At 71.5% G+C, this 24,857-nt stretch carries 23 protein-coding genes and 3 tRNA genes; 24 read left to right on the top strand and 2 right to left on the bottom strand.

Annotated features, from left to right (window positions below):
* Positions 1-105: 105 nt before the first annotated feature.
* From ACZ5PP_RS01120 to ACZ5PP_RS01095, 6 genes are all read left to right on the top strand, one after another.
* Complete coding sequence (locus ACZ5PP_RS01120) at positions 106-564, top strand: hemerythrin domain-containing protein (protein WP_004311660.1); 459 nt, start codon at positions 106-108, stop codon at positions 562-564.
* Complete coding sequence (locus tag ACZ5PP_RS01115) at positions 561-779, top strand: DUF2249 domain-containing protein (RefSeq protein WP_004362914.1); 219 nt, start codon at positions 561-563, stop codon at positions 777-779. Before ACZ5PP_RS01120 ends, ACZ5PP_RS01115 begins: the two co-directional genes overlap by 4 nt.
* Entirely contained in the window at positions 776-2,074 is a 1,299-nt protein-coding gene (locus tag ACZ5PP_RS01110; RefSeq protein WP_004311663.1) for a hypothetical protein, read from the top strand. Before ACZ5PP_RS01115 ends, ACZ5PP_RS01110 begins: the two co-directional genes overlap by 4 nt.
* 71 nt (positions 2,075-2,145) lie before the next feature.
* Positions 2,146-2,222: transfer RNA gene (locus ACZ5PP_RS01105), tRNA-Pro, on the top strand.
* 27 nt (positions 2,223-2,249) lie between these two features.
* Positions 2,250-2,326: transfer RNA gene (locus ACZ5PP_RS01100), tRNA-Arg, on the top strand.
* Between the two features lie 43 nt (positions 2,327-2,369).
* Positions 2,370-2,445 (top strand) — tRNA-His (locus ACZ5PP_RS01095).
* Positions 2,446-2,599: 154 nt separating this feature from the next.
* Here the strand turns inward: ACZ5PP_RS01095 and ypfH are convergent.
* Positions 2,600-3,220, bottom strand: a complete 621-nt coding sequence (gene ypfH, locus ACZ5PP_RS01090; RefSeq protein WP_374615974.1) for an esterase — start codon at positions 3,218-3,220, stop codon at positions 2,600-2,602.
* Between the two features lie 9 nt (positions 3,221-3,229).
* Entirely contained in the window at positions 3,230-4,057 is an 828-nt protein-coding gene (locus ACZ5PP_RS01085; protein WP_273421836.1) for a dioxygenase family protein, read from the bottom strand.
* 279 nt (positions 4,058-4,336) lie between these two features.
* On the opposite strand from ACZ5PP_RS01085, the gene ACZ5PP_RS01080 reads away from it, so the two are divergent.
* The 18 genes from ACZ5PP_RS01080 to ACZ5PP_RS00995 all read left to right on the top strand — a co-directional run bounded on the left by ACZ5PP_RS01080 (position 4,337) and on the right by ACZ5PP_RS00995 (position 24,812).
* Positions 4,337-5,236: a LysR family transcriptional regulator gene (locus ACZ5PP_RS01080; RefSeq protein WP_012585237.1), complete on the top strand. Its 900-nt coding sequence runs from the start codon at positions 4,337-4,339 to the stop codon at positions 5,234-5,236.
* Between the two features lie 117 nt (positions 5,237-5,353).
* Positions 5,354-6,043, top strand: a complete 690-nt coding sequence (locus ACZ5PP_RS01075) for a glutathione S-transferase family protein (protein WP_222702385.1) — start codon at positions 5,354-5,356, stop codon at positions 6,041-6,043.
* Positions 6,044-6,195: 152 nt separating this feature from the next.
* Positions 6,196-6,729, top strand: coding sequence for a Pvc16 family protein (locus ACZ5PP_RS01070; protein WP_231570620.1), 534 nt, complete (start codon positions 6,196-6,198; stop codon positions 6,727-6,729).
* Positions 6,726-7,493: a hypothetical protein gene (locus tag ACZ5PP_RS01065; protein WP_004311671.1), complete on the top strand. Its 768-nt coding sequence runs from the start codon at positions 6,726-6,728 to the stop codon at positions 7,491-7,493. Before ACZ5PP_RS01070 ends, ACZ5PP_RS01065 begins: the two co-directional genes overlap by 4 nt.
* Positions 7,494-7,537: 44 nt before the next feature.
* Positions 7,538-9,712: a phage tail sheath family protein gene (locus ACZ5PP_RS01060; RefSeq protein WP_464826600.1), complete on the top strand. Its 2,175-nt coding sequence runs from the start codon at positions 7,538-7,540 to the stop codon at positions 9,710-9,712.
* Positions 9,713-9,729: 17 nt separating this feature from the next.
* Positions 9,730-10,188 carry a phage tail protein gene (locus tag ACZ5PP_RS01055; RefSeq protein WP_004311674.1) on the top strand — a complete coding sequence of 153 codons (459 nt, stop codon included), beginning with the start codon at positions 9,730-9,732 and terminating at the stop codon, positions 10,186-10,188.
* A 4-nt stretch (positions 10,189-10,192) separates the two neighbouring features.
* Entirely contained in the window at positions 10,193-11,800 is a 1,608-nt protein-coding gene (locus ACZ5PP_RS01050; RefSeq protein ID WP_012585235.1) for a hypothetical protein, read from the top strand.
* On the top strand, positions 11,793-12,257 hold the full coding sequence (locus ACZ5PP_RS01045; RefSeq protein ID WP_004323182.1) for a phage tail protein: 465 nt from the start codon (positions 11,793-11,795) through the stop codon (positions 12,255-12,257). Before ACZ5PP_RS01050 ends, ACZ5PP_RS01045 begins: the two co-directional genes overlap by 8 nt.
* A 14-nt stretch (positions 12,258-12,271) precedes the next feature.
* A complete protein-coding gene (locus tag ACZ5PP_RS01040) occupies positions 12,272-12,991 on the top strand; it encodes a CIS tube protein (RefSeq protein ID WP_004323179.1) in 720 nt (239 codons plus the stop codon).
* Entirely contained in the window at positions 12,991-13,155 is a 165-nt protein-coding gene (locus tag ACZ5PP_RS01035; protein ID WP_004323177.1) for a hypothetical protein, read from the top strand. Before ACZ5PP_RS01040 ends, ACZ5PP_RS01035 begins: the two co-directional genes overlap by 1 nt.
* Positions 13,142-14,191, top strand: a complete 1,050-nt coding sequence (locus ACZ5PP_RS01030; RefSeq protein WP_012585234.1) for a phage late control D family protein — start codon at positions 13,142-13,144, stop codon at positions 14,189-14,191. The genes ACZ5PP_RS01035 and ACZ5PP_RS01030 overlap by 14 nt, the downstream gene beginning before the upstream one ends.
* Before the next feature lie 13 nt (positions 14,192-14,204).
* Entirely contained in the window at positions 14,205-14,843 is a 639-nt protein-coding gene (locus ACZ5PP_RS01025; RefSeq protein ID WP_273421845.1) for a phage baseplate assembly protein V, read from the top strand.
* Positions 14,837-16,489, top strand: coding sequence for a hypothetical protein (locus ACZ5PP_RS01020; RefSeq protein ID WP_464826599.1), 1,653 nt, complete (start codon positions 14,837-14,839; stop codon positions 16,487-16,489). Before ACZ5PP_RS01025 ends, ACZ5PP_RS01020 begins: the two co-directional genes overlap by 7 nt.
* A 19-nt stretch (positions 16,490-16,508) precedes the next feature.
* Entirely contained in the window at positions 16,509-16,898 is a 390-nt protein-coding gene (locus tag ACZ5PP_RS01015; RefSeq protein WP_004323173.1) for a GPW/gp25 family protein, read from the top strand.
* 117 nt (positions 16,899-17,015) lie between these two features.
* On the top strand, positions 17,016-19,208 hold the full coding sequence (locus ACZ5PP_RS01010) for a putative baseplate assembly protein (RefSeq protein ID WP_464826598.1): 2,193 nt from the start codon (positions 17,016-17,018) through the stop codon (positions 19,206-19,208).
* Between the two features lie 14 nt (positions 19,209-19,222).
* A complete protein-coding gene (locus ACZ5PP_RS01005) occupies positions 19,223-21,652 on the top strand; it encodes a hypothetical protein (protein WP_276657367.1) in 2,430 nt (809 codons plus the stop codon).
* 22 nt (positions 21,653-21,674) lie between these two features.
* Positions 21,675-22,613: a hypothetical protein gene (locus ACZ5PP_RS01000; protein WP_004323132.1), complete on the top strand. Its 939-nt coding sequence runs from the start codon at positions 21,675-21,677 to the stop codon at positions 22,611-22,613.
* A 9-nt stretch (positions 22,614-22,622) separates the two neighbouring features.
* Positions 22,623-24,812, top strand: a complete 2,190-nt coding sequence (locus tag ACZ5PP_RS00995) for a coiled-coil domain-containing protein (RefSeq protein ID WP_004323131.1) — start codon at positions 22,623-22,625, stop codon at positions 24,810-24,812.
* The last annotated feature ends 45 nt before the right edge of the window (positions 24,813-24,857 follow it).

Raw genomic sequence — 24,857 nt, 5'->3', positions numbered from 1 at the left:
CAAACAGTTGTCAGTCCAACGCAGCCGGGATGCCCTTGACCTGCATCAATGCCGTTTGTCGCCCCCTGCGGAGAATTCGATACACCCGCCAGAGAGGAGACTCCGATGAATACCATTTCCGAACTCATGACCCACGACCACCGCGACTGCGACGGCATCTTCGCCCGCGCCGAGGAGCTCGCCTCCGACGGCGACTGGGCCGACGCTGCCGAAGCGCTGAAGAAGTTCGCGGACGCGCTCAACGCCCACTTCGACGCCGAGGAGAGCACCCTCTTTCCCGCCTTCGAGCAGGCGACGGGCATGACGCAAGGTCCCACCATGGTGATGCGCCATGAACACCAGAACATGCGCGACACCCTGGCCGCCCTGCAGTACGCCCTCGACAAGCAGGACGCCGACGACTTCGCCGGCGAGGCCGAGACGCTGCTGATCATGATGCAGCAGCACAACATGAAAGAAGAGAGCGTGATCTACCCGATGCTCGACAGCCGCCTGCCCGGCGACGAGCAGGAGCGCCTGTCGGCCTCGGTCGGCAAGCACCTCGGCGAGGCCCGCGCAGCATGAGCGGACGTGTCGTCGATGCCCGCGGCCTCGAGCCGCCCGAGCCCTTCGAGCGTGCCATGGAGGGCCTGATGGCCCTCGGCAAGGACGAGGAAATGCTGCTCATCCTCGACCGCATGCCGCACCCGCTGCTACGCATCCTCGATCGCGATGGCTACCGCCACGCCGAGGCCTTCCGCGACGACGGCGCCGTCGAGATCCGGATCCGCCAGCGATGATGGGGCCGGGCCTCTCCTACGACGACACGCCGCCGTTCTCGGCACCGATCCGCTTCTTCCTCACCGCCCCGCTGTTCGGCGTGGCGGCAGGGCTGACGCTGATCTTTGGCGGCGAGATCCTCGTCTCGCGGTGGACGCCCGGCGCACTCGCCATCACGCACCTCTTCGCCGCCGGCTTCATGTTGCAGGTGATGCTCGGCGCGTTGCTGCAGGTCATGCCGGTGGTGGCGGGCGCGAGCATGCCCGCGCCGCTGCGCATCGCCGGCATCACTCACCTGGCGATGGCGCTCGGCGCCGCGGGGCTCGCCTTCGGACTGGGTGCCGGCGCACCCGGCGTCCTGCTCGGCGGCGCCGTGCTGCTCGTGGGCGGACTCTTCGTGTTCCTCTCCGCCGCCGCGCTGGGCCTCAGCCGCGGCGCACGCACGGGCAACAACACCCGCACCCCGCGCGATCTGCGCATGGCCTTCGCCGGCCTCGTCGTGACCGCGGTCCTCGGCTTCAGCCTGGTGCTCGTGCTCACGCGCGGCGTCGCCCTGCCGGTGCCGCTGCCGACCGTGGTGAACCTGCACGCCGGCTGGGGCTGGATGGGCTGGGCCGCAGTGCTGCTCGCCGCCGCGAGCTGGGTCGTGGTACCGATGTTCCAGATCACCGCTGCCTACCCGCAGCGCTTCACCACGCTGTGGGCACCGGCGGTCACCGCCACCCTCGTGTTGTGGACCCTCGCCGAGTATCTCGCAATCGATGCCGCGCGCTTCATCGCCATCCTCGCACTCGGGCTGCTCGGCGCCGGCTACGCGGGCACCACGCTGTACCTGCAGGCACACTCGCGGCGCAGCAAGCCCGACACGCCCTTCCTCGCCTTCCGCGAGGCTATGTACTCGGCGCTCGCCGGCGTCCTGGTGCTGGCGATCTCGCTGTGGTCCGACGCCGACTGCTGGCCGATCCTCGCCGGCGTGCTGATCCTGCACGGCGGTTTCGGCGGCACCATCACCGCGATGCTCTACAAGATCGTGCCCTTCCTCGCCTGGCTGCACCTCACCCAGGCCGGGCTGAAGGCACCGAACATGAAGAAGCTGCTGCCCGACACCCCGATCCGCCGCCAGCTGCGCGTGCGCACCACGAGTCTCGCCACGCTCTGCGTCGCGGTCTTCGTGCCGGTGCTCGCCCCGCTCGCCGGCGTCGTGCTGGCGGTCGAGTTCGGTTGGCTCTTCGCCAACCTGCTGCGTGTGGTGCGCGCCCGCCGCGATGCAGCGAAAAACGCCGGGCCGCGCCCCGGAAGCCACGCCAGCGCGTGATTCCGGTTTTTTTTGCGACGCGCGAATTTTGTTTGACGAACGAAAAAGGCATCTGTATAGTTCGCGGCTCTCGGGGTGTAGCGCAGTCCGGTAGCGCGCTTGCTTTGGGAGCAAGATGTCGGGGGTTCGAATCCCTCCACCCCGACCAGCTCACATCCCGACTGCCCGCCGGAAGCTGCCCGTAGCTCAATTGGATAGAGCACCGGCCTTCTAAGCCGGGGGTTGCAGGTTCGATCCCTGCCGGGCAGGCCAGGAAAAGTTTTTCGGGATTCCGGTTTTCCGGGGTCCCACAGTGGCGGCATTAGCTCAGTTGGTAGAGCACTGGATTGTGGCTCCAGGTGTCACCGGTTCGATTCCGGTATGTCGCCCCATCGATTCGATGTCCCGACGGGACCCGGCCAACGTCGGAAGAGTCCCGAAAGGTACGCTGCAAGCATGAAAACCCACCCGAAGCGGTGGGTTTTTTCGTTTCCGGACACGCTGTTCGCTACCGCATCCATGCTCCATGGAGCAGAGCCGGGCCACTCAGGCAGCCAAGGCCTTCACGCGACCGGCGACACGAGCATCCACACCATGCCCCAGATCCGGGAAGAGCTCGACGCTGACGGCCGCACCGAGCGCCTGCATCGTCTCGGCGGCCATCAGGCTGTAGCGCGCATCGATCACCGGATCCTGCTCGCCGTGCAGCAGATGCACCTGCGTGTTCGCCGGCGCCACGCGTGGTGGCAAGGCAAAGCGGCCGGCGATCGAGATGACGCGCGCGGCGACCGTTTCCGGCAACTGGGTGGACTCCAGCGCCATGATCGCACCCTGCGAGAAGCCGACCAGCGTGGTGGCGGCGGCATCCACCCCTGCCCTCGCCTGCCAGTCGCGCACCTGGCGCACGAACGATGGCATGGCCTCGGCGATACGCGCCGGGCGGCTGTCCTCGGTCACCCCGCGTACCGAGAACCACTGCCAGCCGCCGCCCAGGTCGCCGGGGTCGGGTGAGCGCACGCTGACCACCCAGGCGCCCGGGTCGGCCTCGGCGAGCAGGCGGCCGAGCGGCACGAGATCCTCGGGGCGTGATCCCACACCATGGAAAAGCAGGATCAAGCGCGCCGCCGGGGCGGACGCTTGTTGAACGATGAGATCCTGATCGGACATGGTCGCGCCTCAGTCGGGCAATGCCTGGTTCGCGTCGGCACCCTTCATCGCGGCGAGGTCGGTACCGAACAGGAAGGAATCCATCGACAGCACGCCATGCACGATGCCCCCTTCGATGACGCTCGCGGGCACGGCCTGCGCCGCCGCGCCGGCGGCCACCAGCAGCGGCAGGTAATGCTCGGCGGTGGGATGCGCACGGCGGGCGTGCGGTGCGATCTCGAGCGCCTGGCGCAGGCGCGGGTGGTCGCCCGCCAGCACCGCGTCCCGCACCCAGTGCGCGAACTCCGCTGCATAGGCTTGGGCGCGTGGATCACCGAGGCGGAACTCGTACAGGTTGTGGGTCAGGCTGCCCGAGCCCACGATCAGCACGCCTTCGCCGGCCAGCGGCGCGAGCACCCGCCCGTAGTCGTAGGCGCCATCGGCGTCGAGCCATTCCGGCAGCGACACCTGAAACACCGGGATGTCGGCCTTGGGGTAAAGGTGCGACAGGGGCACCCAGGCACCGTGGTCGAGGCCGCGATCGGCATTCGGGGTGGCGGGCAGACCCGCCGCCTGCAGCAGTTCGAGCGCACGGCGCGCAGCGAGATGGGCGCCTTCGGCCGGGTACTGCAGCGTGTAGAGGGTCGCATCGAAGCCGCCGAAATCGTGGATGGTCGCGGGCCGAAGCGACAGCGTGACCTGCGGCTGGCGCGTCATCCAATGCGGCGACACCACCAGCACCGCGTGCGGACGCGGCAGCCGGCGGCCGAGCGTGGCGAGATTCGCGCCGGCGAGGCCGGGGTCGAGCGCGAAGGTGGGCGCGCCGTGCGAGACGAACAGGGTAGGCAGCATTTGCATCAGAGGTCTCCAGATGGACGGCGATGACGCGGGCCGACCGGCCGCTGTCGTCCCGGGCCCCCGGGGGCCCGGATACGCAGCGCGTGCGCGGCCCAGCCGGCGTAGGTGGGCAACAGGCGCTCGAGCGGGCCAGGCGTCATGGTGTTTCTCCGCGGGTTCCGTCGCCTTGTGCGGGTCTGGCGTCCTGTTGCGATGAACTGACCATGGCAACACTTTACGGGCCATCGCGATTGAGATAAACAGCCATCCAGACGAGAAACTGTTCCACATGAAGAGACAATGGACCGATTTGTCGAGATGCAGACCTTCTGCGCGGTGGTCGATGCCGGCAGCTTCGTGGGCGCGGCCGAGGCGCTCGGCTTGTCGAAGGCGACCGCCTCGCGCTATGTGGGCGAACTGGAGACGCGACTCGGTGTGCGCCTGCTCCACCGCACCACCCGGCGCCTGTCATTGACCGAGGACGGCGAACGCTTCTACGCCCGCAGCCGGGAAGTGCTCGCCGGGCTCGAGGAAGCGGAAGCCGAGCTGCATTCGCGCAGTGGCGCGGCACGCGGGCTGTTGCGCATCAACGCCCCGGTCACCTTCGGCATCCGGCACCTCGCGCCCCTGTGGGGCGCGTTCCGGGACCTGCACCCGCAGGTGCGGCTCGAGGTGACGCTGGCGGACCGTACCGTCGATCTCGTCGAGGAAGGCTTCGATATCGCGATCCGGATCGCTGCGCTGCCCAGTTCCACCCTCGTCTGCCGGCAGCTCGCCCGCACGCGCATCGTGCTGTGCGCCGCGCCCGCCTATCTGGCAGCCCATGGCGCGCCCCGGCTGCCGGCAGACCTCGCCAGCCACACGGTCATCGCCTACAGCTACTGGTCCGGAGGCGACGAGTGGCAGTTCGACGGACCGGACGGGCGCGTGAGCGTGCGCACGAGACCCGCCGTACACACCAACAGCGGCGACACCTGCCGCGCGATGGCACTCGCCGGCCAAGGGGTGATCCTGCAGCCCGGATTCCTGGTCGCCGAAGATCTGGCGGCGGGCGCGCTGGTGGAGCTGATGCCCGCATATCGATCCGTCACGCTCGGCATCTATGCTCTGTACCCGACGCGCAAGTTCGTCCCGCCCAAGGTGCGCGCGCTGGTCGACTTCCTCGCCGAACGCTTCGCCGCGCCGCCGCCGGGCTGGTGAGGCCGCGCAGATCGCCGCGATCGTTGCGCTCGGCGGAACAGTCCATCCGCCGGACAGGGCTGGGCCTTCAGCGGAGAACTCGGCAACGACCTCGACGACGTCAAGGCTGCGCATCACATGCACGAGTTGTACCCCCGCGCGGACCCGGCCTACACGGGACGTGCAACCGTGCCCGTACTGCGGGACCGGTCGCGCCACACCATCGTCAAGAACGAGTCTGCCGACATCCTGCAGATCCTGAACAGCGATTTCGGCGCCCTGGCACACAACGACATCGACCTGCGCCCCCTCTCCGCCGATCCGAACATGATGGCCTACCTGCGCCGCTTGCTGGCGCTGCCCGCGTTTGCCGGCAGCACGCGAGCCGATCACATCAAGGCCGGGTATTACTCCATCCGGGCGCTGAACCCGACGGGCATCGTGCCGGCAGGGCCGCTCCTCGACGATCTCTGCGCGGGCAGCCTTAGTGCGCTTCCCCGAGCACGGCGCGATGACGCCCTGCCTTTTGGTCCGGGCCGCCGCCGGGTCCGGCAAGCGGCTCGAGCAGGATCGTCAAGCCGCCCAGGGCGAAACCGACGTCACCGTGCGCCTGCAGCCTCGGCTCGGGGCCCGGCTTGCTCAGGTCGCCTGGCGCAGCACCGGCGGAGCCGGTTGAAGCTTCGCGCGGCCGCGGCGCGACACCTTCCCGGCCGTGGGCACGAACGCCCGCCCGGATGCAGGTCCCGGCCGGGCGAGGCCGCTCTGAAAACATTTACTTACATTTCGTCCTTTAGCGCGCTTCGCGCGATGTGCCACGTTTCAGAGTGAATCGCAGAACAGGCCGGTCCCTTCCTGATCGGTGATCTGCACCCGGCAACGCCGTCCCCCCAAGGCTCCGGCCTCGAAGCGAGGTAAGCGTGGCGTCGCATCTCGGAATCCTGTCGGCCTTGCGGGCATTGCGGGAACGCTTGGCGATCCGCATGGCCGTGCGCCTCGGCGGCAACCCGCAAGTCGAGATCCTGGGTTCGCAGACGCTCGCCGGCAAGCCGCAGGCCAACACCGACACGCTGGGGCTCTACCTGCATCGCATCTCGGTCGATCCCTTCAGCCGCAACCGCCACCTTCCGCCGCAGCCGGGACGCCACCTTCCCCGCCCGGAACTTCCGGTCAATCTGCACGTGCTGCTGGTGGCCTGGTGCACGCACACCGAGCAGGAGATCGAATACCTCGCCGCCGCGATCCAGATCATCGGCGCAGGGCTCGTGCTCGAGAGCGCCGACATGAGCCTCGCGGATCCGGACTGGGGGCCCGAGGACGTTGTGCAGGTGCTCCCGGAGGAGATGAGCACCGAGGACCTGATGCGGCTGTGGGACAGCCTGCCGGACGACTACCGGCTGTCCGCCCCCTACCTGGTAAAGACCGTGCGTCTCGCCCCCGATCTCGAGCGCGAGGAGGGACCGCCGGTGAAGACCCTCGTCTTCCCGATGCACGTGCCCGACGGGAGCGCGCGATGATCGTCGAGACCCTCGTGCTGCATGCCAGCGACTTCATCGAATGGGAAGACGCGAGCGGCGCCCAAGGGGGAGCACGGCGGCCGGTGTGCGTGCGCGCGTTCCGCATCCAGTTCGACGACGCGCCTGCCGATCTCGAGCTGGTCCACAAGAACACCGGCACGGCCCTGTGGCGCCGCGTGCCGGCCGGGCTGCGGCAGGTGATCGACGGTGAAGCGGACGCGGGGGCACTGCAGCCTCCGGACGAGCCGCTCTATGCGCTCAGCGGAGCACTGCTCGACCCCGCGGGGCACTACCTGCCGCGTCGTTTCGCGCTCGATGCCGGTCGCCGCACTGCTCACAAGCTGCGGCTGTACCGCTCGCCGCTCGGCACGCGCTTCGGTCGCGCCGGCGGGCTCGTCGGACGCACCGCACTCGAGGACGGCAGCGCGGTGCCCTGGGCCCTGCTCGCGCTCCGCGTGACCCCGCCGCTGGCCCCCCCCTTCGACTTTGTCGCCCAGAGCGACGCGCGCGGCGAGTTCCGGCTGGCGCTCGAGCGGCTCCCGGCGCTCACCAAGGACGCCCCGGCGGCGAGCTACCCCGGCCTGCTGGAGGTGCGCGCCGCCGCCGCCGGCACCAACCCCGACACCCTCCCCGTCGCGCGCATCCGCGGCAACGGCAGCGGCGACGGCGCATTCAAGACACAACTCGTGGTGGACATTGCGCCCGGGCGCATCGCCACCCTGGCCAGCCCGGGACGGGAAGCCCTCGTCCTGCGGTTTCCCTGACCCGCCGGGTGGACAGGCCTCACCGGCAACGAAGGAGAAGCGACATGCCCGAGTACCTCGCTCCAGGCGTCTTTGTCGAAGAGACGAGCTTCCGCAACAAATCCATCGAGGGGGTCGGCACCAGCGTCGCCGCGCTGGTGGGCCCCACCCGCAGCGGCCCGCTCCGCGGTCTCCCCGAGGTGCTGACGAGCTACGCGGACTTCGAACGCATCTACGGCGACGCGCACGACCTGGCCTTCGGCGCGGACGGCGAGGCCGTGCTCAACCACACCGCGCACGCGGCGCGCGCCTTCTTCGACAACGGCGGCAAGCAGCTCTTCGTCGCCCGCGTCATGCAGGGCGTCAACGGCCTCGCGGCGGACGCGGCCGGCGTGTGGCCCGGTGCCGCCATGAAGGCCGACGCCGGAAACACGCTGAGGTTCTTCAGCCGCTTTCCGGGCCGGATGGGACGGTACACCCTCGAGCTGCGCTGGCGCGACAGCGAGAACCTGCTGCGCAGCGAGACCGCGGCAAGTGCGCGCGCAGGCGCGCTCTACTTCCTCGAGGCGCGGGGCGTGACGCTCGCCGCGAAGGCAGCCGGTCCGATCGACGACGCGGCCTTCCCGGTCGACCTGCGGGCCATCGTCCGGCTCGACGGCGCCAACCTGGCGATCCAGGACGGGCGCGCCACGATCGTGTCGAGGGCCGACGAGGATGCCCCCGCGGCGCTCGCGGCAAACCAGATCACCAGCCTGATCCCGGCCCAGCTGCCCGCCGGCGCGAGGCTCACCCGCGTGTTCGCGCGTCCGCCCGCATCCGGCGCACTGGCGGCGGGCACGCCGGCCGAATTGCGCCTGGCCGAGGTCGTCGATCTCGCCGCCTTCACCGGCGGTGCGGGCTGGGGCAGCCGCAAGGCAGTGCGCGGCACACTGGATGCCGCGGGCGAGGTCTTCACGGCCACACCCGCGCTCAATCCGGGCCTCGCCGAAGCCGTCACGCTGCCCCTCGCCGCACTCGCCGCGGCGCCCGGTGCCGCGCGCGCGCTGTTCGTGCTGCGCAGCTTCGACGTCGATGTGCGCAACGGCGGCAAGGACGGCGAAGTGATCCGCACCTACCCCGGCCTGACGACCGCCGCCACGGGGCCGACCAGCCTCGCCGCCGGGCTTGCGGTCACACCCGACCGTCGCGCCGAGGCGCTGAGTTCGCCGGTCGCCTGCCGCCTCGCCGCGAACGCGACCGATGACGCGATCCTCGCCGCGCTGCTGTCCATCTGCGCCCCCGCCGCACGCGACCCGGGCGAGGCCTCGCTCGACGAACCGCGCTACCTGATCGAGCTCGAGGGCGGCAGCGACGGCGACGAGCCGGGCGCGATCGACTACGCCGGCGAAGCCGACGAGACCAAGGGCAGCACCGGACTGAAGGCGCTCGAGGACGTCGAGGACGTCGCCATCGTGATGACGCCCGCAGCCGCGGGCAGCGCCGAGGACGTGCACAAGGCGGTCGTCATGGAGGTGCAGAAGCACTGCCGGCGCATGCGCTACCGCATCGGCATCGTGGACGCGCGCGCCGGGCAGAGCCTCGGCGAGCTGCGCGCCTTCGCCGGCAACTTCGACGACTCCCGCCTCGCGCTCTACCACCCCTGGGTGGTGATCCCCGACCCGACCCGCACCCGGCGCGACATCACGGTGCCGCCCGCCGGCTTCATCGCCGGCGTGTATGCGCGCACCGATGTCGACCGCGGCGTGCACAAGGCGCCCGCGAACGAGATCGTCATGGGTGCGCTGCGCTTCGACCAGCAGATCAACGCCTTCCAGCAGGAGCTCCTCAATCCGAACGGCATCAACTGCCTGCGCTCCTTCGCCGGACGCGGCCACCGCGTGTGGGGCGGACGCACGCTCTCCAGCGATCCCGAGTGGAAGTACGTCAACGTGCGGCGCTACTTCCTCTATCTCGAGCGCTCGATCGAGAAATCCACCCAGTGGGCGGTGTTCGAGCCGAACGGCGAGGCACTGTGGGCCAACATCCGTTCCAGCGTGGAGGACTTCCTCTTCGCCGAATGGCGCAACGGTCGCCTGCTGGGCGCCACGCCGAAGGAGGCCTTCTTCGTGCGCTGTGACCGCTCGACGATGACCCAGAACGACATCGACAACGGCCGCATGGTGTGCCTCGTCGGCGTCGCCGCGCTCAAGCCCGCCGAATTCGTCATCTTCCGCATCGGTCAGAAGACCGCCGACGCCTGAGACAAGGAGAGATCGTCATGGCCGTGTTTCGCGAAACCCCGTATTCGGCATTCAACTTCCTCGTCGACCTCGAACCCGGGCAAGGCGAAGAGGTGCAGGCCGGCTTCTCCGAGGTCTCGGGCCTCAACGCCGAGATCACGGTCGCCGAGTACCGTGCCGGAAACGACCGCGTGAATTACGTGCGCAAGGTACCCGGCATCCACAAGGCGGGAGACGTGACCCTCAAGCGCGGCGTGATCGGCGCGCAGAACCTCTACGAGTGGCTCGAGCTCGGGCGCACCGGCAAGCTCGCCCAGGTCAAGCGCGACATCGTCGTCAAGCTGCAATCCGAGGATCGCGCCGGCACCGTGGTGAGCTGGAAGCTGCGCGGCGCGATGCCGATCAAGTGGACCGGCCCGACGCTCACCGCCAAGGGCGGCGGCGACATCGCCATCGAGGAACTGGTCCTCTCGGTCGAGACCATCGAGCAGGAGTGAGGCGGTGCTGCTCGCCGACAAGCGCATCGAGCTCGATGCACGTCCCACGGCGCGGCGGCTGGCGCCGGTCGAGGTCGTGCTGATCGGCCATTGCCCCTCGCTCGACGGGCGTGCGCGCTGGGACAGGCTCGCGCGCGACCCCGCCGTGCTCGGCGAGATCGCGGCGCTGGGCTTCGGCGCGGAGGTCGAGCGCCTGCGCGCCCTCGCGGCGGGCGCCACCGCGGGCGAAGCCGGCGACGAGGCCTTGCTCGCCCTGTATCGGCTGCCGATCCCGATCCGCTCGCTCGGCCACTTCCAGGTGCTCTTCCCCGAGGCCTTCGCGGTCGCTTGCGGCTACCGCAGCACCCTGGCGGGCGATGCGGCGTGGCTGCCGATGGCGGTGCAGGATTTCTTCGCCACCGACGAGCGCGGCTTCGAGGACACGCGCGCGCTGTGGGTGATCCGTGTGCCCGAGGCCGAGGGCTTCGCCGCCTTCCTGCCACGCCCCGACGCGAGCCTGGCCGAGCCCGCCGGGCTGGGCGCCTTCGAACGCGCGCTGCTGGTGGAGCGCGCCGGCATCCTCGCGCTCCCCGACCTCGAGCGGCTGCTGATCCCGCACGCCCTGCCGGACCTGCCGCGCGTGCGCCTGGCCAACCCCGAGCCCGCGTTCCTGCCCTGCGGCACCGAAGTCGACGACACCCATCGCGAGCGCCGCCGCGCGGGCGAGCGTCCGCCCGCTGAAACGCCCCGCGTGCCCGCCGACATCGTCCCGCCCATCCTGCGCACGCTGGCGCGGCTGCGTCCGGACGTGCAGTGCCTGCTGACCCTGCCGCTGGACCACCAGCCGCAGGACGAGCTGCCCGCGCCCGCGCGCGGCTTCCTCGCCCACGTCGCCCGCATCGTCGGCGACGCCGGCGCGGAACCCGCGGGCGAAGCGGACGACGCTCCGCACGCCGAGCTGGCCGGCAAGCTGCGCCATCTGCAGCTGCTGTGGCCCTACCTGCGCAGCGCGGACCGCCCGCTGGCACCGGCCTGCGGGCTGATCGCCGGCATGCAGGCCGCGGTCTCGCTCCGGTACGGCGCCTGGCGCTCGATCGCCGGGCGCCCGCTGCCCGGCAAGGCGCTGCCGTGGCCGCCACCGACGCAGCAAGCGGCCACCGCCCTGCGCGCAACGCCCGGCGCGACCGTGGTGCTGACGCGCGCGGGCCGGCTGCAGGTGGACGACGAGGCCTTATGCGTGCCCTGCCTGCCCGGCGCCGACCTGCAGCGCATGACGAAGGCGCAACGCGGGCTGGAGCACTGGCGTTCGGCCGAGGTGATGCGCTTCATGGGCTGGCTGCGGCGCGAGCTGCAGGCCCTGGGCGAGCGGCTGCTGTTCGACACCGATCCGGGCGACCCGCGGCCCGAGCTCGCCCTGCGCGGCTTTTTCGGGCGCCTGCACGAGGCCGGCGCCTTGCGCGGCGCGCAGCCCGAGCACGCCTACCGCATCCGCGAATTGCCGGCCGTCGATTCCGCGATCGCGTTCGAGATCGAGATCGCGCCGGCCTACCCGATCGACCACCTGCGCCTGACCTTCCTGCACGACCGCCACGCGGCCGTGACGGAAACCCGCATCGAGGCCATCGATGGCTGACTCCGCCGGCGAATTCATCCCCTTCCGCTTCCGCGTCGCGCTCTACGACGGCGAAGGCGGCCGGCTGCTGTGCCGCGGCGCCTTCAGCGAGGTCAGCGGCCTGGAGGCCACCATGGCGCCCAAGACCCTGCGGGAAGGCGGGCGCAACTGGGGCGAGGTGCAGCTCGCCGGCCCCACGAGCTTCGCGCCCGTCATCCTCAAGCGCGGCATCACCGAGGTGGCGGACCTGTGGAACTGGTTCGACGTGAGCACGCGCCAGTCCAACCATGCCTTGCGCCTGTCCGGCACGATCGACGTCTATCACCCGCAGGACCCCGACAAGCCGCTGCTGCGCTGGCGGATCACGAACGCCCTGCCGACCCGCTTCAAGGGCCCCGACCTGTCCTCCACCGCGAGCCAGGTCGCGATCGAGGAGCTTCAGCTCGTACACGAAGGGCTGGAGCTCGAGCGCGGCTGAATGGAGACGACGACATGCCTGCCCCGCAGATCGCCCGTGCCAAGCTGATCCCGATGAACGGCGACCAGGTCGAGACCGACGAATCGAAGCACATCGACGTCCAGTTCAACCCTGCGACGCTGCGCGTGACCCTGTCGAACACGCTGAAGGCCGACAACCGGGCAGGCAGCGGCGGCAGCGGCGCGGCGGCGCAATACATCGACAAGAGCGAATCGACCCTCGCGGTCGAGCTCGTGTTCGACACCAGCGTGGCCGCGAAGCTCGGCTCCGACGCCCGGGCGAATCGCGAGACGGTCGCCGCCGACAGCGACGTGAGGACGCTCACCAAACGTATCGCCGAAACCTTCATGAAGCCGCAGGACGCCGGGTCGAACCGCCCGCGGGCCCCCGGGCGCTGCCGTTTCCAGTGGGGCAGCTTCCAGTTCACCGGAATGCTGTCGAGCTACTCGGAGACCCTCGACTTCTTCGCGCCCGAGGGCATCCCGTTGCGCGCCACCCTGGCCCTCACCTTCAAGGAGGACCGCTACCAGTTCGCGCTCGACCCCACGGTGCGTGCAGACGCACGCCCGATGCCCGGCTTCGCTGCCGGCGGCGAAGGCCGTGATGCCGCGAGTGCCGCGCAGTCTGCCGGCCGCGATCCGCGCGACTGGCGCGTCATCGCCGAACTCAACCGCCTCGACAACCCGCGCTTCACCGTTCCGGGCGCCTTGCTGATTCCGACTGGAGGCACCTGATGCCGCTGATCATCGACGAACTCGTCGCCGAGGTGCAGGCCGAGCCGAACCCCGCGCAAGCTTCGGCCACCGAGGCGCGCCCACCGGCCGGTCCGCCCGGCGACACCCTGCTCGACCTGCTTGCCCTGGCCGGCGAACGGGAGGCTCGCCTTGCCATCGACTAGCGCCGCGCTCCTCAGCGTCCGTCCGCGCATGCGCGTCGATGGAGACGACCGCCCCGCGCTCGGCACCGCGGTGCAGGCGCTCTCGGTGCATCTGCCCGCGAGCGGCATGGCGAGCGCCGAGGCGCGCGTGGTCAATTGGGCCGCGGGGGAAGGCGCGGCACCGGACTTCGCGTTCCAGGATCTGCGCCTGGGCAGCAGCATCGAGATCCTCCTCGGGGAGCACGCCAGCGGCGCCGTCTTCGTTGGCGAGATCACCGCGCTGGAGGAGCGTTACGGCGACGGCGCGCCGCAACTCGTGATCCTCGCCGAGGATGCGCTGCACCGGCTGGCGCGCCGGCGCGCCAGCCGGGTGTTCGAGAACCGTGGCCTGGCCGCGGTCGTCCGTGCGATCGCCGACGACGCCGGACTGCAGGCCGACGTAGGCATCGAGGTCGGCAGTGCGGACTGGCTGCAGCACAACGAAAGCGACCTCGCCTTCCTGCTGCGCGTGCTGGGCCCGCACGACATCCCGCTGCGCATCCAGGACGGGCGCCTGCACGCGCGCGCCGAGGAGGCGGACCCGGACCCGGTCCGCATCGACGCCGGAGCGAACGCGCGCCGCATCCGCATCATCGCCGACCTCAACCAGCAGCCACGGGAAGTGCTCGCACACGGCTACAACCTCGCCACCGACTCCAGCACCCAGGGCAGCAGCGCCGCACTCGCGCCCGCCCCCCCCGGACGCAGCGCCGCGACGACGCTGGCCGAGCTCGGCTGGGAGGGGCGCTCGCCACGCCCCCACCCCTTCCCGCGCACCCAGGCCGAGGCCGAATCGCTCGCGCGTGGCGCGTTCCGCCGCGATGCACGACGCTTCCTCCACGGCGAGATCGTCTGCACCGGCACGCCCGAGCTGGGAGTCGGGCGCGAGCTCGAACTCACCGGGGTATCGCCGCGGCTCGCCGGACGTTACCGCATCGCCGAGTGCTGGCATCACTTCGACAACACCCAGGGCCTGTCGACACGACTGCGCGTCGAACGGCCGGACTGGACCCCCTGAGGAAGCGCCCGCCATGTCGCGCCATAGCCCCGGTCCGCTGCAGGAACTGCACCTCGGCGTCGTCCTCGACAACGACGACCCGGAAGACCGCGGTCGCGTGAAGCTGCACCTGGCGGCGACCGGCCTGGAGACCTGGGCCGCCGTGATGGTGCCGAGCGCGGGCGGCGGCTACGGCGTCAGCCTCCTGCCACGCGTGGGCGAACAGGTCGTGATCGCCTTCGTCGGTCCCGACCTGCCGATCGTGCTCGGCGCGGTGTGGAGCGGTGGCGCCAGCCAGCCCGAGGACGCGCGCCCGGTCGACGAACGCTACCTCGTGCAGAGCCCTGCCGGCCTGAAGGTTCTGCTCGACGACCGGCAGCCGAGCGTGACGATCGAGACCCCGGCCGGAAACCGCCTCGTGATCACCGACCAGGGCGGCGGCAAGGTCACGATCGAACAGGGCGGCGAGCGGGTGGACATCGCGCCGGGCACGGTCAAGCTCACCGGCTCGGGGATCGTCAGCATCGAGGCCGCCCAGGTCACGATCTCCGCCGGCCTGGTCAAGGTCGACGCCGGCCTGAGCAAGTTCTCCGGCGTCGTGCAGTGCGACACGCTGATCAGCAACGCGGTGGTGTCGACGAGCTATTCGCCGGGAGCGGGGAACCTATGGTGAGCATCGATTCCGCCCTGCGCGCCGAGCGCCCGATGCGTCCCGCCCGCGGCGCCCCCTCCGCGGCTCCCCACCAGCCGCAGGTCATCGCCCCCTTCTTCGCCGGCGAAGGCGAGGGGCTGACCCTGCATCGCTACTTCGACGAGGACTTCGTCGCGCGTTTCCTCAACGACGCCCAGGCTGGCCGGCTCACCGGGACTGCCGCGCAGCCATGGTTCCGCGCCGACCGTTTCGGCCGCTTCGGCGCCCATCCGACCCTGCGCCTGCCCCTGCACCGCTGCTTCTACCTCGTGTGCGCCGAGGTGCGCTGCATGGCCGCAGGCGGCCCCGCCTTCGATCCGCGCAAGATCCTCGGCGCCGGCCTCGTGGTGCGCCGGGTAGCGGCCGACGGCTCGGCGCAGCGCTGGATGATCGCCGACGGCCAGCCATTGGGCTGGCGCGACGGCAGGATCCCCGATCACGACCCCGACGACGTGCACCGCCTCCGCGCGCGCGGGCTGCTGCCGGTGCGCTTCCCCGAACCGCCCTATTCCGGAGAGGAGGTCGCCCCCCTGCACACGCTGCTGGCGACCCGCCGCGACGCACGCGGAGTCGAGCGCAAGCACACCCTGCTGTGGGGCTACCTGCCGCTCTCGGGCAGCGCCCGCGTGCAGGCCGAGGCGCCGCTGCCGCAGACCGACGGCGGCGACGCCCCCGACTTCGGGCTGGAGCATGCATGGCCGCTCGGCACCCGCGACGCCAGGCCCTGGGTGGACGGCGACGGCCTCGTCGTCACCGAGGGTGTCGCCAGCGTCGGCTTCGTCGAGCTGCTGCAGACCCTGGTCGCGCAGTTCCGCATCGACGACGCCACCGACCCCGACAACGCCGGCCTCCGCACCCTGCTCGGCCAGATGCGCTTCCACCACTTCGAGGTCTGCCTCGTCGAGGGCGAAGGCTTCCCGCAACGGGTGCCGGTATTCGGCGACACGGCACTCGACTGGCTGGACCGCAGCGCGGCGGCCCTGGTCGAGTTCTTCGCCCGCATCGACCGCGGCGAGTTCGTCGCCGGCCGCACCGCGCTGCCCGACGGCACGGGCGGAAGCCGCAAGGACCGCCTGCTGCTCTCCGAACAGCAGGCCGAGAACCTGCGCAGCCTGGTCGGGCTGCGCCTGGCACGCGCCCAGGTGCGCTTCGACGACGGCCTGCCCATGCCGCGCTACGGCCAGGGCGACGACGACCGCTTCACCGCCCTGCCCTTCATCCGCTGGCACGACGAGTGCGGTTGCGAGCGCGTCGCCTGGGGCCCGGCCAGCCACGTCTTCCGCGTCGCCTCGCCCTTCGACCCCGAGGCGCAGCGTCCGACCACGGTGGTCCTGCCCGCGCTCGACGACCTCAAGCGCGGGCTTCCGCGCGGCGTGGCGATGCTGGCGCCCAAGTCGCTCGCCGACGTGCTGCGCAAGATCAGTCCGGACGCCGACATGAAGGGCAACGGCCCGGGCAACCGCAGCGGCGCGTGCTGGAGCTTCAGCTTCAGCCTGCCGGCGATCACGCTGTGCGCGACCATGCTGCTGATGGTCGTGATCAACCTGCTGAACCTCTTCCTCGGCTGGCTGCCGCGGGTATTCCTCGCGCTGCCGCGCCTGTGCCTGAAGGCGCTCCGGGGCAAGTGAGACCAACGAGGAGACCGCGATGCCGACCCCGGAGTCCCTGCTCACGAGCTTCCCCCTCCTCGCCAGCCCGGTCGCTGGTGGCCGCCAGCACTGGCAGACCGGCAACGCGAGCGTGCGCGAAGTGATGCTCAACATCCTGCTGACCCGCCCCGGCGAGCGCCTGATGCGGCCCGAGTTCGGCGCCGGCATCCGCAGCTTCATCCACCACCCCAACAACGAGACGACGCGCGCGCTGATCGCCGACGCCGCGCTGCGCGCGCTGCGGCGCTGGGAACCGCGCGTGAGCATCGAGGCGGTGCGCGCCGTGGCCGACCCCGAGCGCCTGTCGCAGGTGAACCTCGAGGTGCGCTACCGGCTGCTTGCCGACGAGCGGCGCGAGACGCTGCAACTGGCGCTGGACCTGGGATGACTGCCATGCACGCCGCACGCCGGTCGATCGCCCCCACCCCGTCTCGACGCCGCCAGGCGAAGGGTGCTGCCTTCGCCCACGCCCGCCGCGCACCCGAATCCTGAGGGAACCGAACAAATGTCGCCCCCCAAGCCGTTCCCCGTCCCCGACCTTGACGACCGCCGCTTCGACGAACTCGTCGCCGAACTGCAGGCACGCCTCGCGCGCCACGTGCCGGAACTCGCCCCGCTCGCGCCCGGCGACCCGGTGTTCGCGCTGGTGGATCTGTTCGCCTGGCTCACCGAAACCATCCTTTATCGCGCCAACCGCATTCCGGACCGCCAGCGCCTGGCCTTCCTCAACCTGCTGCAGATTCCCCTGCGCCCGGCACGCCCGGCGAGCGGCATCGTCAGCATCGACTCGACCGCGCACGCGCTGCCGCTGCCGATTCCACCCGAGGCGCTGCTCAAGGCGGGGACGACGAGTTTCTCGACCATTGGCGAGGTGCAGCCCACGCCACTCACCCTGCGCATCGTCGTCAAGCGCAGGCTCGACGAGGCCGCGCTTGCCGCCGAGGGCATCAGCCTCGACCAGTTGCGCGCGCAGTACGGGGTAGAGCCGGCCGCCTTCCGGCCGGTGACGCTGCACCCCGGGCGCGACCGGCCGAGCGCAGCCGGGACCTGCGACGGCGCACTGCATCTGGGCATCTGCCTCGCCAGACCAGCCCCGGCGACGCAGGCCGAACGCGTGCGCCGGGCGCTCGGTGGCGTCCTCCTGAACGTCGGGCTGGCGCCGGACACGGAGCTGGAGGGCGGGCTCGCCACCGGCCTGCGTGCGCGCAGGCTGACGTGGGAGCTGGCATGGTGGCCCGACCCCGAAGATGCACCGCAAAGGGTGCAGTACCTCCCGCTCGAAGTCGTCGCCGACAGTTCGGCGGGCGGACGCAGGACCGGCGTCGCACGTCTCCGCCTGCCGCGCGACGCGGAGATGCTGCGCGCGACGAGCGCCCTCGATCCCCAGTTCGCCGGACTCGGCGACACGCCGCCCGAGGCACCCGCCGACCTGCGCCCCGATCAGCTTCTGTTCTGGCTGCGCCTGTCCTGCGCGGAGGAGGCCGATCTCACGCTCGGCTACCTCGGCCTCAACGCGGTCGAGGTGATCGGCCAGGGCATCGCGCGCGACGTCCTGCTCGGCGCCGGCACCGGCCGTCCCGACCAGCGCCTCGAACTGCCCGACCCGGACGTGGATGAGCGCAGCGTCGAGATCGAGGTGGAGGCCCGACGCGCCTTTCGCGCCTGGACCCGGGTCGCCCATTTCGCCGGCAGCGGTCCCGACGACACCGTCTTCGTCGTCGACTCCGCCGACCGCAGCGTGCACTTCGGCGACGGCGTCCGCGGCATGCGTCCGCCCGCCGGGGCCCGCATCCGCGCCGCCTTCTACCGCCACGGCGGCGGCAGCGGCGGAAACCTTCCACCCGGCAGCATCCGGGAACTCCATGGCGCGAGCGAAAAGCTCGCGGTACGCCACGAGTGGCCGACCCGCGGCGGCGTCGACGCCGAGTCGCTGGACGAAGCCGAGCGCCGCATCCCGGCCTTCCTGTCCCACCGCGACCGGGCAGTCACGGCGGAGGACTTCGCCGTGCTCGCGCGCGACAACCCGATCAACCCGGTCGCGCGCGCCGAGGCCGTGGCAGGATTCTTCCCCGGCGCAAGCCTCGCCGCGGTGCGGCGCAACGTCCCCGGCGTCGTCAGCGTGTTCGTGATGCCGCCGGCACCGCAGGCGATGGCGGCCGCACCGCGTCCGAACGCCGGGCTGCTCGCGGACGTGCACGCGTACCTCTCGGCGCGCTGCATGCTCGGCACCGAGCTCTACGTGCTTTCGCCACGCTTCGTACCGATCGCGCTCGCACTCTCGCTCGAGGTGGTCGATCCGACGAGCGAGCAGCAGGTCCATGCGGAGGTCGAGCGCGCCCTGCTGCGCTACCTGTGGGCCTTGCCGCCGGGTGGGCCGCGCGGTGCGGGCTGGCCACGCGGCAAGGCCGTCGAGATCAACGAGCTGCGCACCCAGGCCGGGCGCGTCGAGGGCGTGGAGGCGGTCAATGCGCTGCGCCTCTTCTACCGGACGACGGAGCAGGACCCGCCGAGCTGGCGCGAGCTCACCGGTGTGCAGGCACTTACGCTGCTCGACTTCGAACTCCCCGAGCTGATGGCGGTCTCCATCCGCGCCGGCGAGGACCGCCCCGCCCCGCCGCGCGGCTTCGGACCCGAGGCGGGCGCGGCAGCGGACGGCCCGCGCCCGGTGCCGGTACCGGTGATTCCGGATCTGTGCTGATCGAGGCCACGTCCATGAACAGCAACGGCACCCGCTTCCTGCTCCTCGACGGCGCGGCCGACTTCCACAACACGAGCCGGCAATGCAGCTGGGACCACGAGCAGCGCGCCTTCACGCTGACCCGCCAGGACGCCCCGCGCCTGCCACGCCTGGCGGCCGCGCGCGCACGCGAGCGCCTGCTCGCGGCGACGCCATGGATGCTCGACGACCACGGCCAGCTCGGTCGCCTGTCGGACGACGGCCTGCGCCTGGAGTGCGCGCCGTCCTGGCCGCCACGCACCTGGCAGCCGGTGCGCGCCACGCTCGACGAAACGCACGCCGATGCCTCCGCCCTCGAGGTGCTGGTGCTCGATCCGGTCGATGCGCCGGCGGGCCGCTTCACCGACCTCGCCTTCGGCGGCAGCGGCCTGGTCGTGCTGCCGTGGAGCGACGGTGGCGTACAGCATGGTCTCACCGCGGTGCATCTGCGCCGGCGCTGGCAGGCCCGCTGCGCACTGCCCTTCGCGCCGCGCCGCGCCTGGGTCGAGGCCGCCAGCGGCACCGACCGCGTGTGGCTGCTCGGCGAGACGCAGCTGGGCCTCGCCGTGGGGGCGCCCCTGCCACAGCCCTACCGCGGCCGCCCCGAGCGCTTCGAGCCGCTGCAGACCAATCCCGATCCGCTGCGCCTGGCGTGGACGCTGGCCCTGCCGCCCCACGGCGGGCTGCTCGGGCTGTGCACCGACGAAGACCATCTCTTCGTGCTCGGCGAAACCCCCGACAGCACGGCGGACGCCCCGCGCATGCAGATCTTCATGCGTGCGCTCGGCGCCGCACCGGGCGAGGGCTTCGACATCCGGCGCCTGCCGGACGGGCTGCCGCTCGCGACCGACCTCGCCGCGGCCGGCGAGGGCCGGCTCCTGCTCCTGCCGCCCATCGACGAAGGCGCGGAACCTGGAACGCGGCGCGACTGCCCGCTCATCTCCATGCGCGAGGACGCGCCCGCCGCAGAGCTGGTGCCCGAGCGCTGGCCGCGCCGTCCCGCCGCAGCGCTGCCTGCCGCGGACCGCTTCGTGCGACACCGCGACGGCCGGCCGCGCGCCCTGAGCGCAGACGGCCCGGTCCGGCTCTACCGCCTCGCGCAGGCCCGCTTCGCGCCCAACGGCACGGTCACGCTGGGCACGCCGCTCGACTCGGCGATGCCCGACACGCTGTGGGACCGCATCTTCATCGACGCCTGCATCCCCCCCGGCTGCCGGATCGATTTCGCCGTGCAGGCGGGCGACGACCGCGAGAACCTGCCCGCGGAGTGGATCGCGCAGCCGCAGCCGGTGCTGACCGCGGTGTCGTCGGAGCTACCCTTCGCGTCCGGGCGCGCACCCGGGAGTGGGGATCACGCAGATCGTTCCGGCCTGTTCGAGCTGCTGATCCAGCGCGCCAGCGGCGCGGTGCGCGAGGTGCGCGGGCGCTATCTGCGCCTGCGCATCACGATGCACGGCGACGGCCGCCACAGCCCGGCGATCTTCGCGCTGCGCGTGCAGTACCCGCGCTTCTCCTGGCAGACCCACTACCTCCCCGAGCATTTCCAGCAGCAGGAGCGTCCGCTCGCTAGCGCGGAGGCCAACCAGGCAGAGGCGAACGGCGCCGACTTCCGCGAGCGTCTGCTGGCGAGTTTCGAGGGTCTGCTGACCCCGATCGAGGACCGCATCGCCGCAGCCGAGATCCTGCTCGACCCCGCGGTCGCGCCCGTGGCGCACCTGCCCGGCCTCGCCGCGATGCTCGGCACCACGCTGCCGCCCCACTGGCCGGAAGCACGCCGCCGGCGCTGGCTGGGCGCGCAGGGCATGCTTCAGCAGAGCCACGGCAGCTACCGCGGCCTGCTGCTCGCGCTCGACATCCTCACCGATGGAGCGGTGGCGCGGGGCGCGGTGATCCCGGTCGAGCACTTCCGCCTGCGCCGCACGATGGCAACGATCCTCGGTGTGGACATGGATGACCGCGACCACCCGCTGACCCTGGGCACCGGTCTTTCCGGCAACAGCCTCGTCGGCGACAGCCTGATCCTGTCCGACGACCTCGCCCGCGAGTTCCTCGCCCTCTTCGCCCCGGAGGTTGCCGAAGCGAAGGGCGAGGCCGCGGTGGTCGAACGCTTCTTCGAAGAAGCCGCGCGGCGCATGACGGTGATCCTGCACGGACCGGCGCGACGGCTCGCGGCCGTCGTGCGCGACGCACTGCCCGCGCTCGTGCCCGCGACCGTGCAATGGGCGATCCGCAGCAGCGAGCACCCCTTCGTGCCGGGTCTGTCGCCGCTGCTGGGCATCGACACCTGGCTGGAAGCCTCGCCACCAGCGCGGCCCGTGGTGCTCGACCGCACACGGCTGGGTCGCGGTGACCTGCTGCACAACCCGGTCGCCCTCGACCCCGAGCACGCCGTGCCGATCGACGCGACCGTCCTGGACGCACCGTGAAGGACAACACAGGAGAAGGGCCATGAGCGAGCCCGACGACAAGCGCGACACGAGCCTCGCCAGCGACGGCCGCTTCGAGGAAATGCTGAAGCGCGTGAACTACGCACCCGGCATGCTGCTCGGCATCGAGGCGACGCTTGCCGAACAGGATTACCACCGCCGCCGCGCCACCCGCCACGGCTACTGGCTGCATGGCGCCGGCACCGTCGCGGGTCTGCGCGTGAGCCTGCAGTCCAAGGATCCCGGCAACGACACCGAAAACGTGCGCGTGCGCCTGGTGGTGAGCCCCGGGATCGGCGTCGACGGCCTCGGACGCGAGCTGAGCGTGGCCGAGCCCTACTGCGTCGATCTCGGCGCCTGGCTCACCACCCAGCACGAGGAGCCCGAGCGCTGGAACGCGCTGATCCGCGACGGCTACGCAGCAGACGACAACCTGCTGTGGCTCAAGGTCACGATGCGCTATCAGGACTGCGCGAGCGGCCTGCAGCCGGTGCTCGCAACCGAGCTCAACGCGGGCACCGATCCGGTGCAGCCGAGCCGCGTCGCCGACTGCGTGCTGTTCGAGCTCGTCGCCGAGCGCCCCGACGACGCTCCGGCCGAGGAGCACCTCTTTGCCGCCCACGCGCGCATCCGCCCCTACGACGAGATCGAGGACAAGCTGGGCGAGCGCGAACGCGCCCAGGTCGAGGCCGCCACCGGCGGCGCGCGCGCGCAGCTCGAGCTCGGCGCCCGCCTGCTGCATTCGCTAGGCGACGACAACCGGGCCCTGGTCGCACGCCAGGCCTTCCTGACCGACCCGGCCGCACTCGCTCGCACCCTGCTCGCGCGCATTGCGATCCGCCTCGCGCCGCCCGCGCCCGATCCCGACCTGATCGTCAATCCGCGCCGAATCGAGATCGACAACCTCGTGCGCCCCTTCCTCTTCAACGCCGTCGCGCTTGCTCGCCTGATCCGCGCCTAAGGAACCGCCATGGCCAACATCCACTTCACCCCGCTCCGGATCGGCACGAGCAACGCCGCCGGCGAGCGCATCTCCAGCGTCGATCCCCTGCTGTCGCGCACGAACTACTTCGACGGCCAGCTCCTGAAGGCGGCCGACCTCGCACGCGACCAGATCTACCTCGACGAACGCCTGCTCGAGCTCGGCCAGGTCTTCGGCGCCGGCATCGTGCGCGGCCTCGAACCCAGCCTGCATTCGGGCCACCTGCTGGAAGTCTCTCCCGGGATCGCGATCGCGCCCTCGGGCCGCGTGCTGCAACTCTCGAACACCGCGCTGAGGATCGACCTGCTCGACAGCGGCCTGATCGCGACCCTCAACGACGGCCGCTTCCGCGGCCCCGCACGCGGCCTACACGCCCTCGCGCTGACCCACACCCAGGTCGTCGATGGCGTCGCCGAGGCCTTCCCCAAGGACCTCTCCACCGCGCGGGTTCCCCATGTCGCGGCATGGGCCGAGGGCGTCGAGCTGCGCCTGATGCCGCTGCCGCTGCCGCTGCCACGCCAGGACGAGATCGCCGTGCGCGCCAGCCTCGCGCGCGAGCTGCTCTCCGGTGGCGAGCGCCTCGCGCTGCCCTCGGACGACGCCGTCGCGCTCGGCCTCATCGCGGTCGAGCGCGGACGGATCCTGTGGCTCGACCGCGGCCTGCTGCGCCGGCCGCAGCGCCCGCCGAACACCCCCGACGCGATCCAGCAGGACCTCGCCACGCATTATCAGGAGCTGATGCAGGCCGTGCTCGCGGCGCGCCGCAGCGCCGGCCTGCGCGGAGCCTTCGCGGCCGGTCAGTATTTCCGCGTGCTCCCCCCCTGGGGGCCGCTGCCGCAGGAAGCGATCGACCCGGTCGGCGGCCGCCAGCAGTTCTTCCCGCAGGATTACGAGGTCGCCATCGCCCCGGTGCGGCGCAGCGAGCTCGCCGCCGTGCTCGCCGACTCCGCCCGGCTCGCACCGATCGACCTCGAACGCGACGCCGACTGCGACGTGATGGTGCTCGTGCCGATGAGCGACAGCGCCTTCGCGCTGCGCGCCCGCCAGCTAGAGGCACCGGCCGAGTTCCGCCCGCGCGCCCTCGGGCGGCTCGCCAACCTCGACCGCCTCGCCCTGCGCATCCTCCCGCGCCCGCCGATCCACCGCGTGGACACCGACGCGGACGTGTGGCGCGCGATCTGGGCCGAAGCGGATCCGGCCGAGCTGATGTACGTACGCCGCCCGCCGCGCACCGCGGAAACCGGGGTGAGCGCGCTGGTACTCGCCCTCGGGGCGAGCCTGCCGCCGCCCGGCAGCGCGCTGCCGCCCGACGTCGCAGCACTCGAGGAACGGCTCGATGCGGCCCTCGAAGCGGTCGACGCCGCCGCGCAGGCGCGCACCACGCTCGAGAACGAGGCGGCGCGCCTGAGGCTGCACATCGCAGAGCTCGAGAAGGCCCTCGCCGCAACCGGCACCGACTTACCTGACGACCTGCTCGCGGAGGTGGAGCGCCTCGGGCTCGCGCTCGAGACGGCCCGCAAGGAGATCGCCGCGCTCGAGGCCGAAGACCGCAACGCCGCCATCCTCGCCAACGCGCTCGAGGCGGCGAGCGACCGGATCGACGCGCTGAAGCTCGCGCTCGACGCCGCCAATGCCGAGATCGAGCGCCTGAAGACCGCCAGCGCCCCGGTCGATGAGACCCTCGAGGCGCGCATCGAGGAGCTCGTCGCCGCACTCGGCAGCGAGCGCACCCGGGCGGCCACACTGGAACAGGAACGCACGGCGCTCTCCACCCGGCTCGCGGTCGCGGAGGCCACCATCGGCAGGCTCGAGCGCGAGGCTGCGCAAGCCGGCGACCTCGCCACCCAGCTTCCCCTCGCGCTGCTCGCACAGGCCCGCGGCGCGGACGACGCCGGCATCAAGGCCGCGACCGGCGCCGACAAGCTGATCGGCGCCGACGCGCGGGCGCGCATCGCCGCAGTGCAGATCGTGGGCATGGCGGACCGCCGCCTCGACCCCGCGCTGTGGCCGACCCTGCCAGCGCTGGCGCGACTCGACCCCGCCGTCTTCGTGAAGCTTCGCGACCACTTCCTCGCCGCGGCCGGTCAGCTCGATCTTGCGAAGTTCTTCCTCGAGGAAGGCCCCGGCCTCGGTCTTTCCGGTGCGCTCCTCGAACTCTGGAAACGCGTCCTCGGCTGACGACCATGGACACTCCGGGCGCCGCATCCCGAACCCACACGAGGC

It is taken from the genome of Thauera sp. DNT-1 (assembly GCF_055393985.1).
The sequence above is the reverse complement of the archived record's forward strand: the minus strand, read 5'-3'. Positions and strand labels throughout refer to the sequence as shown.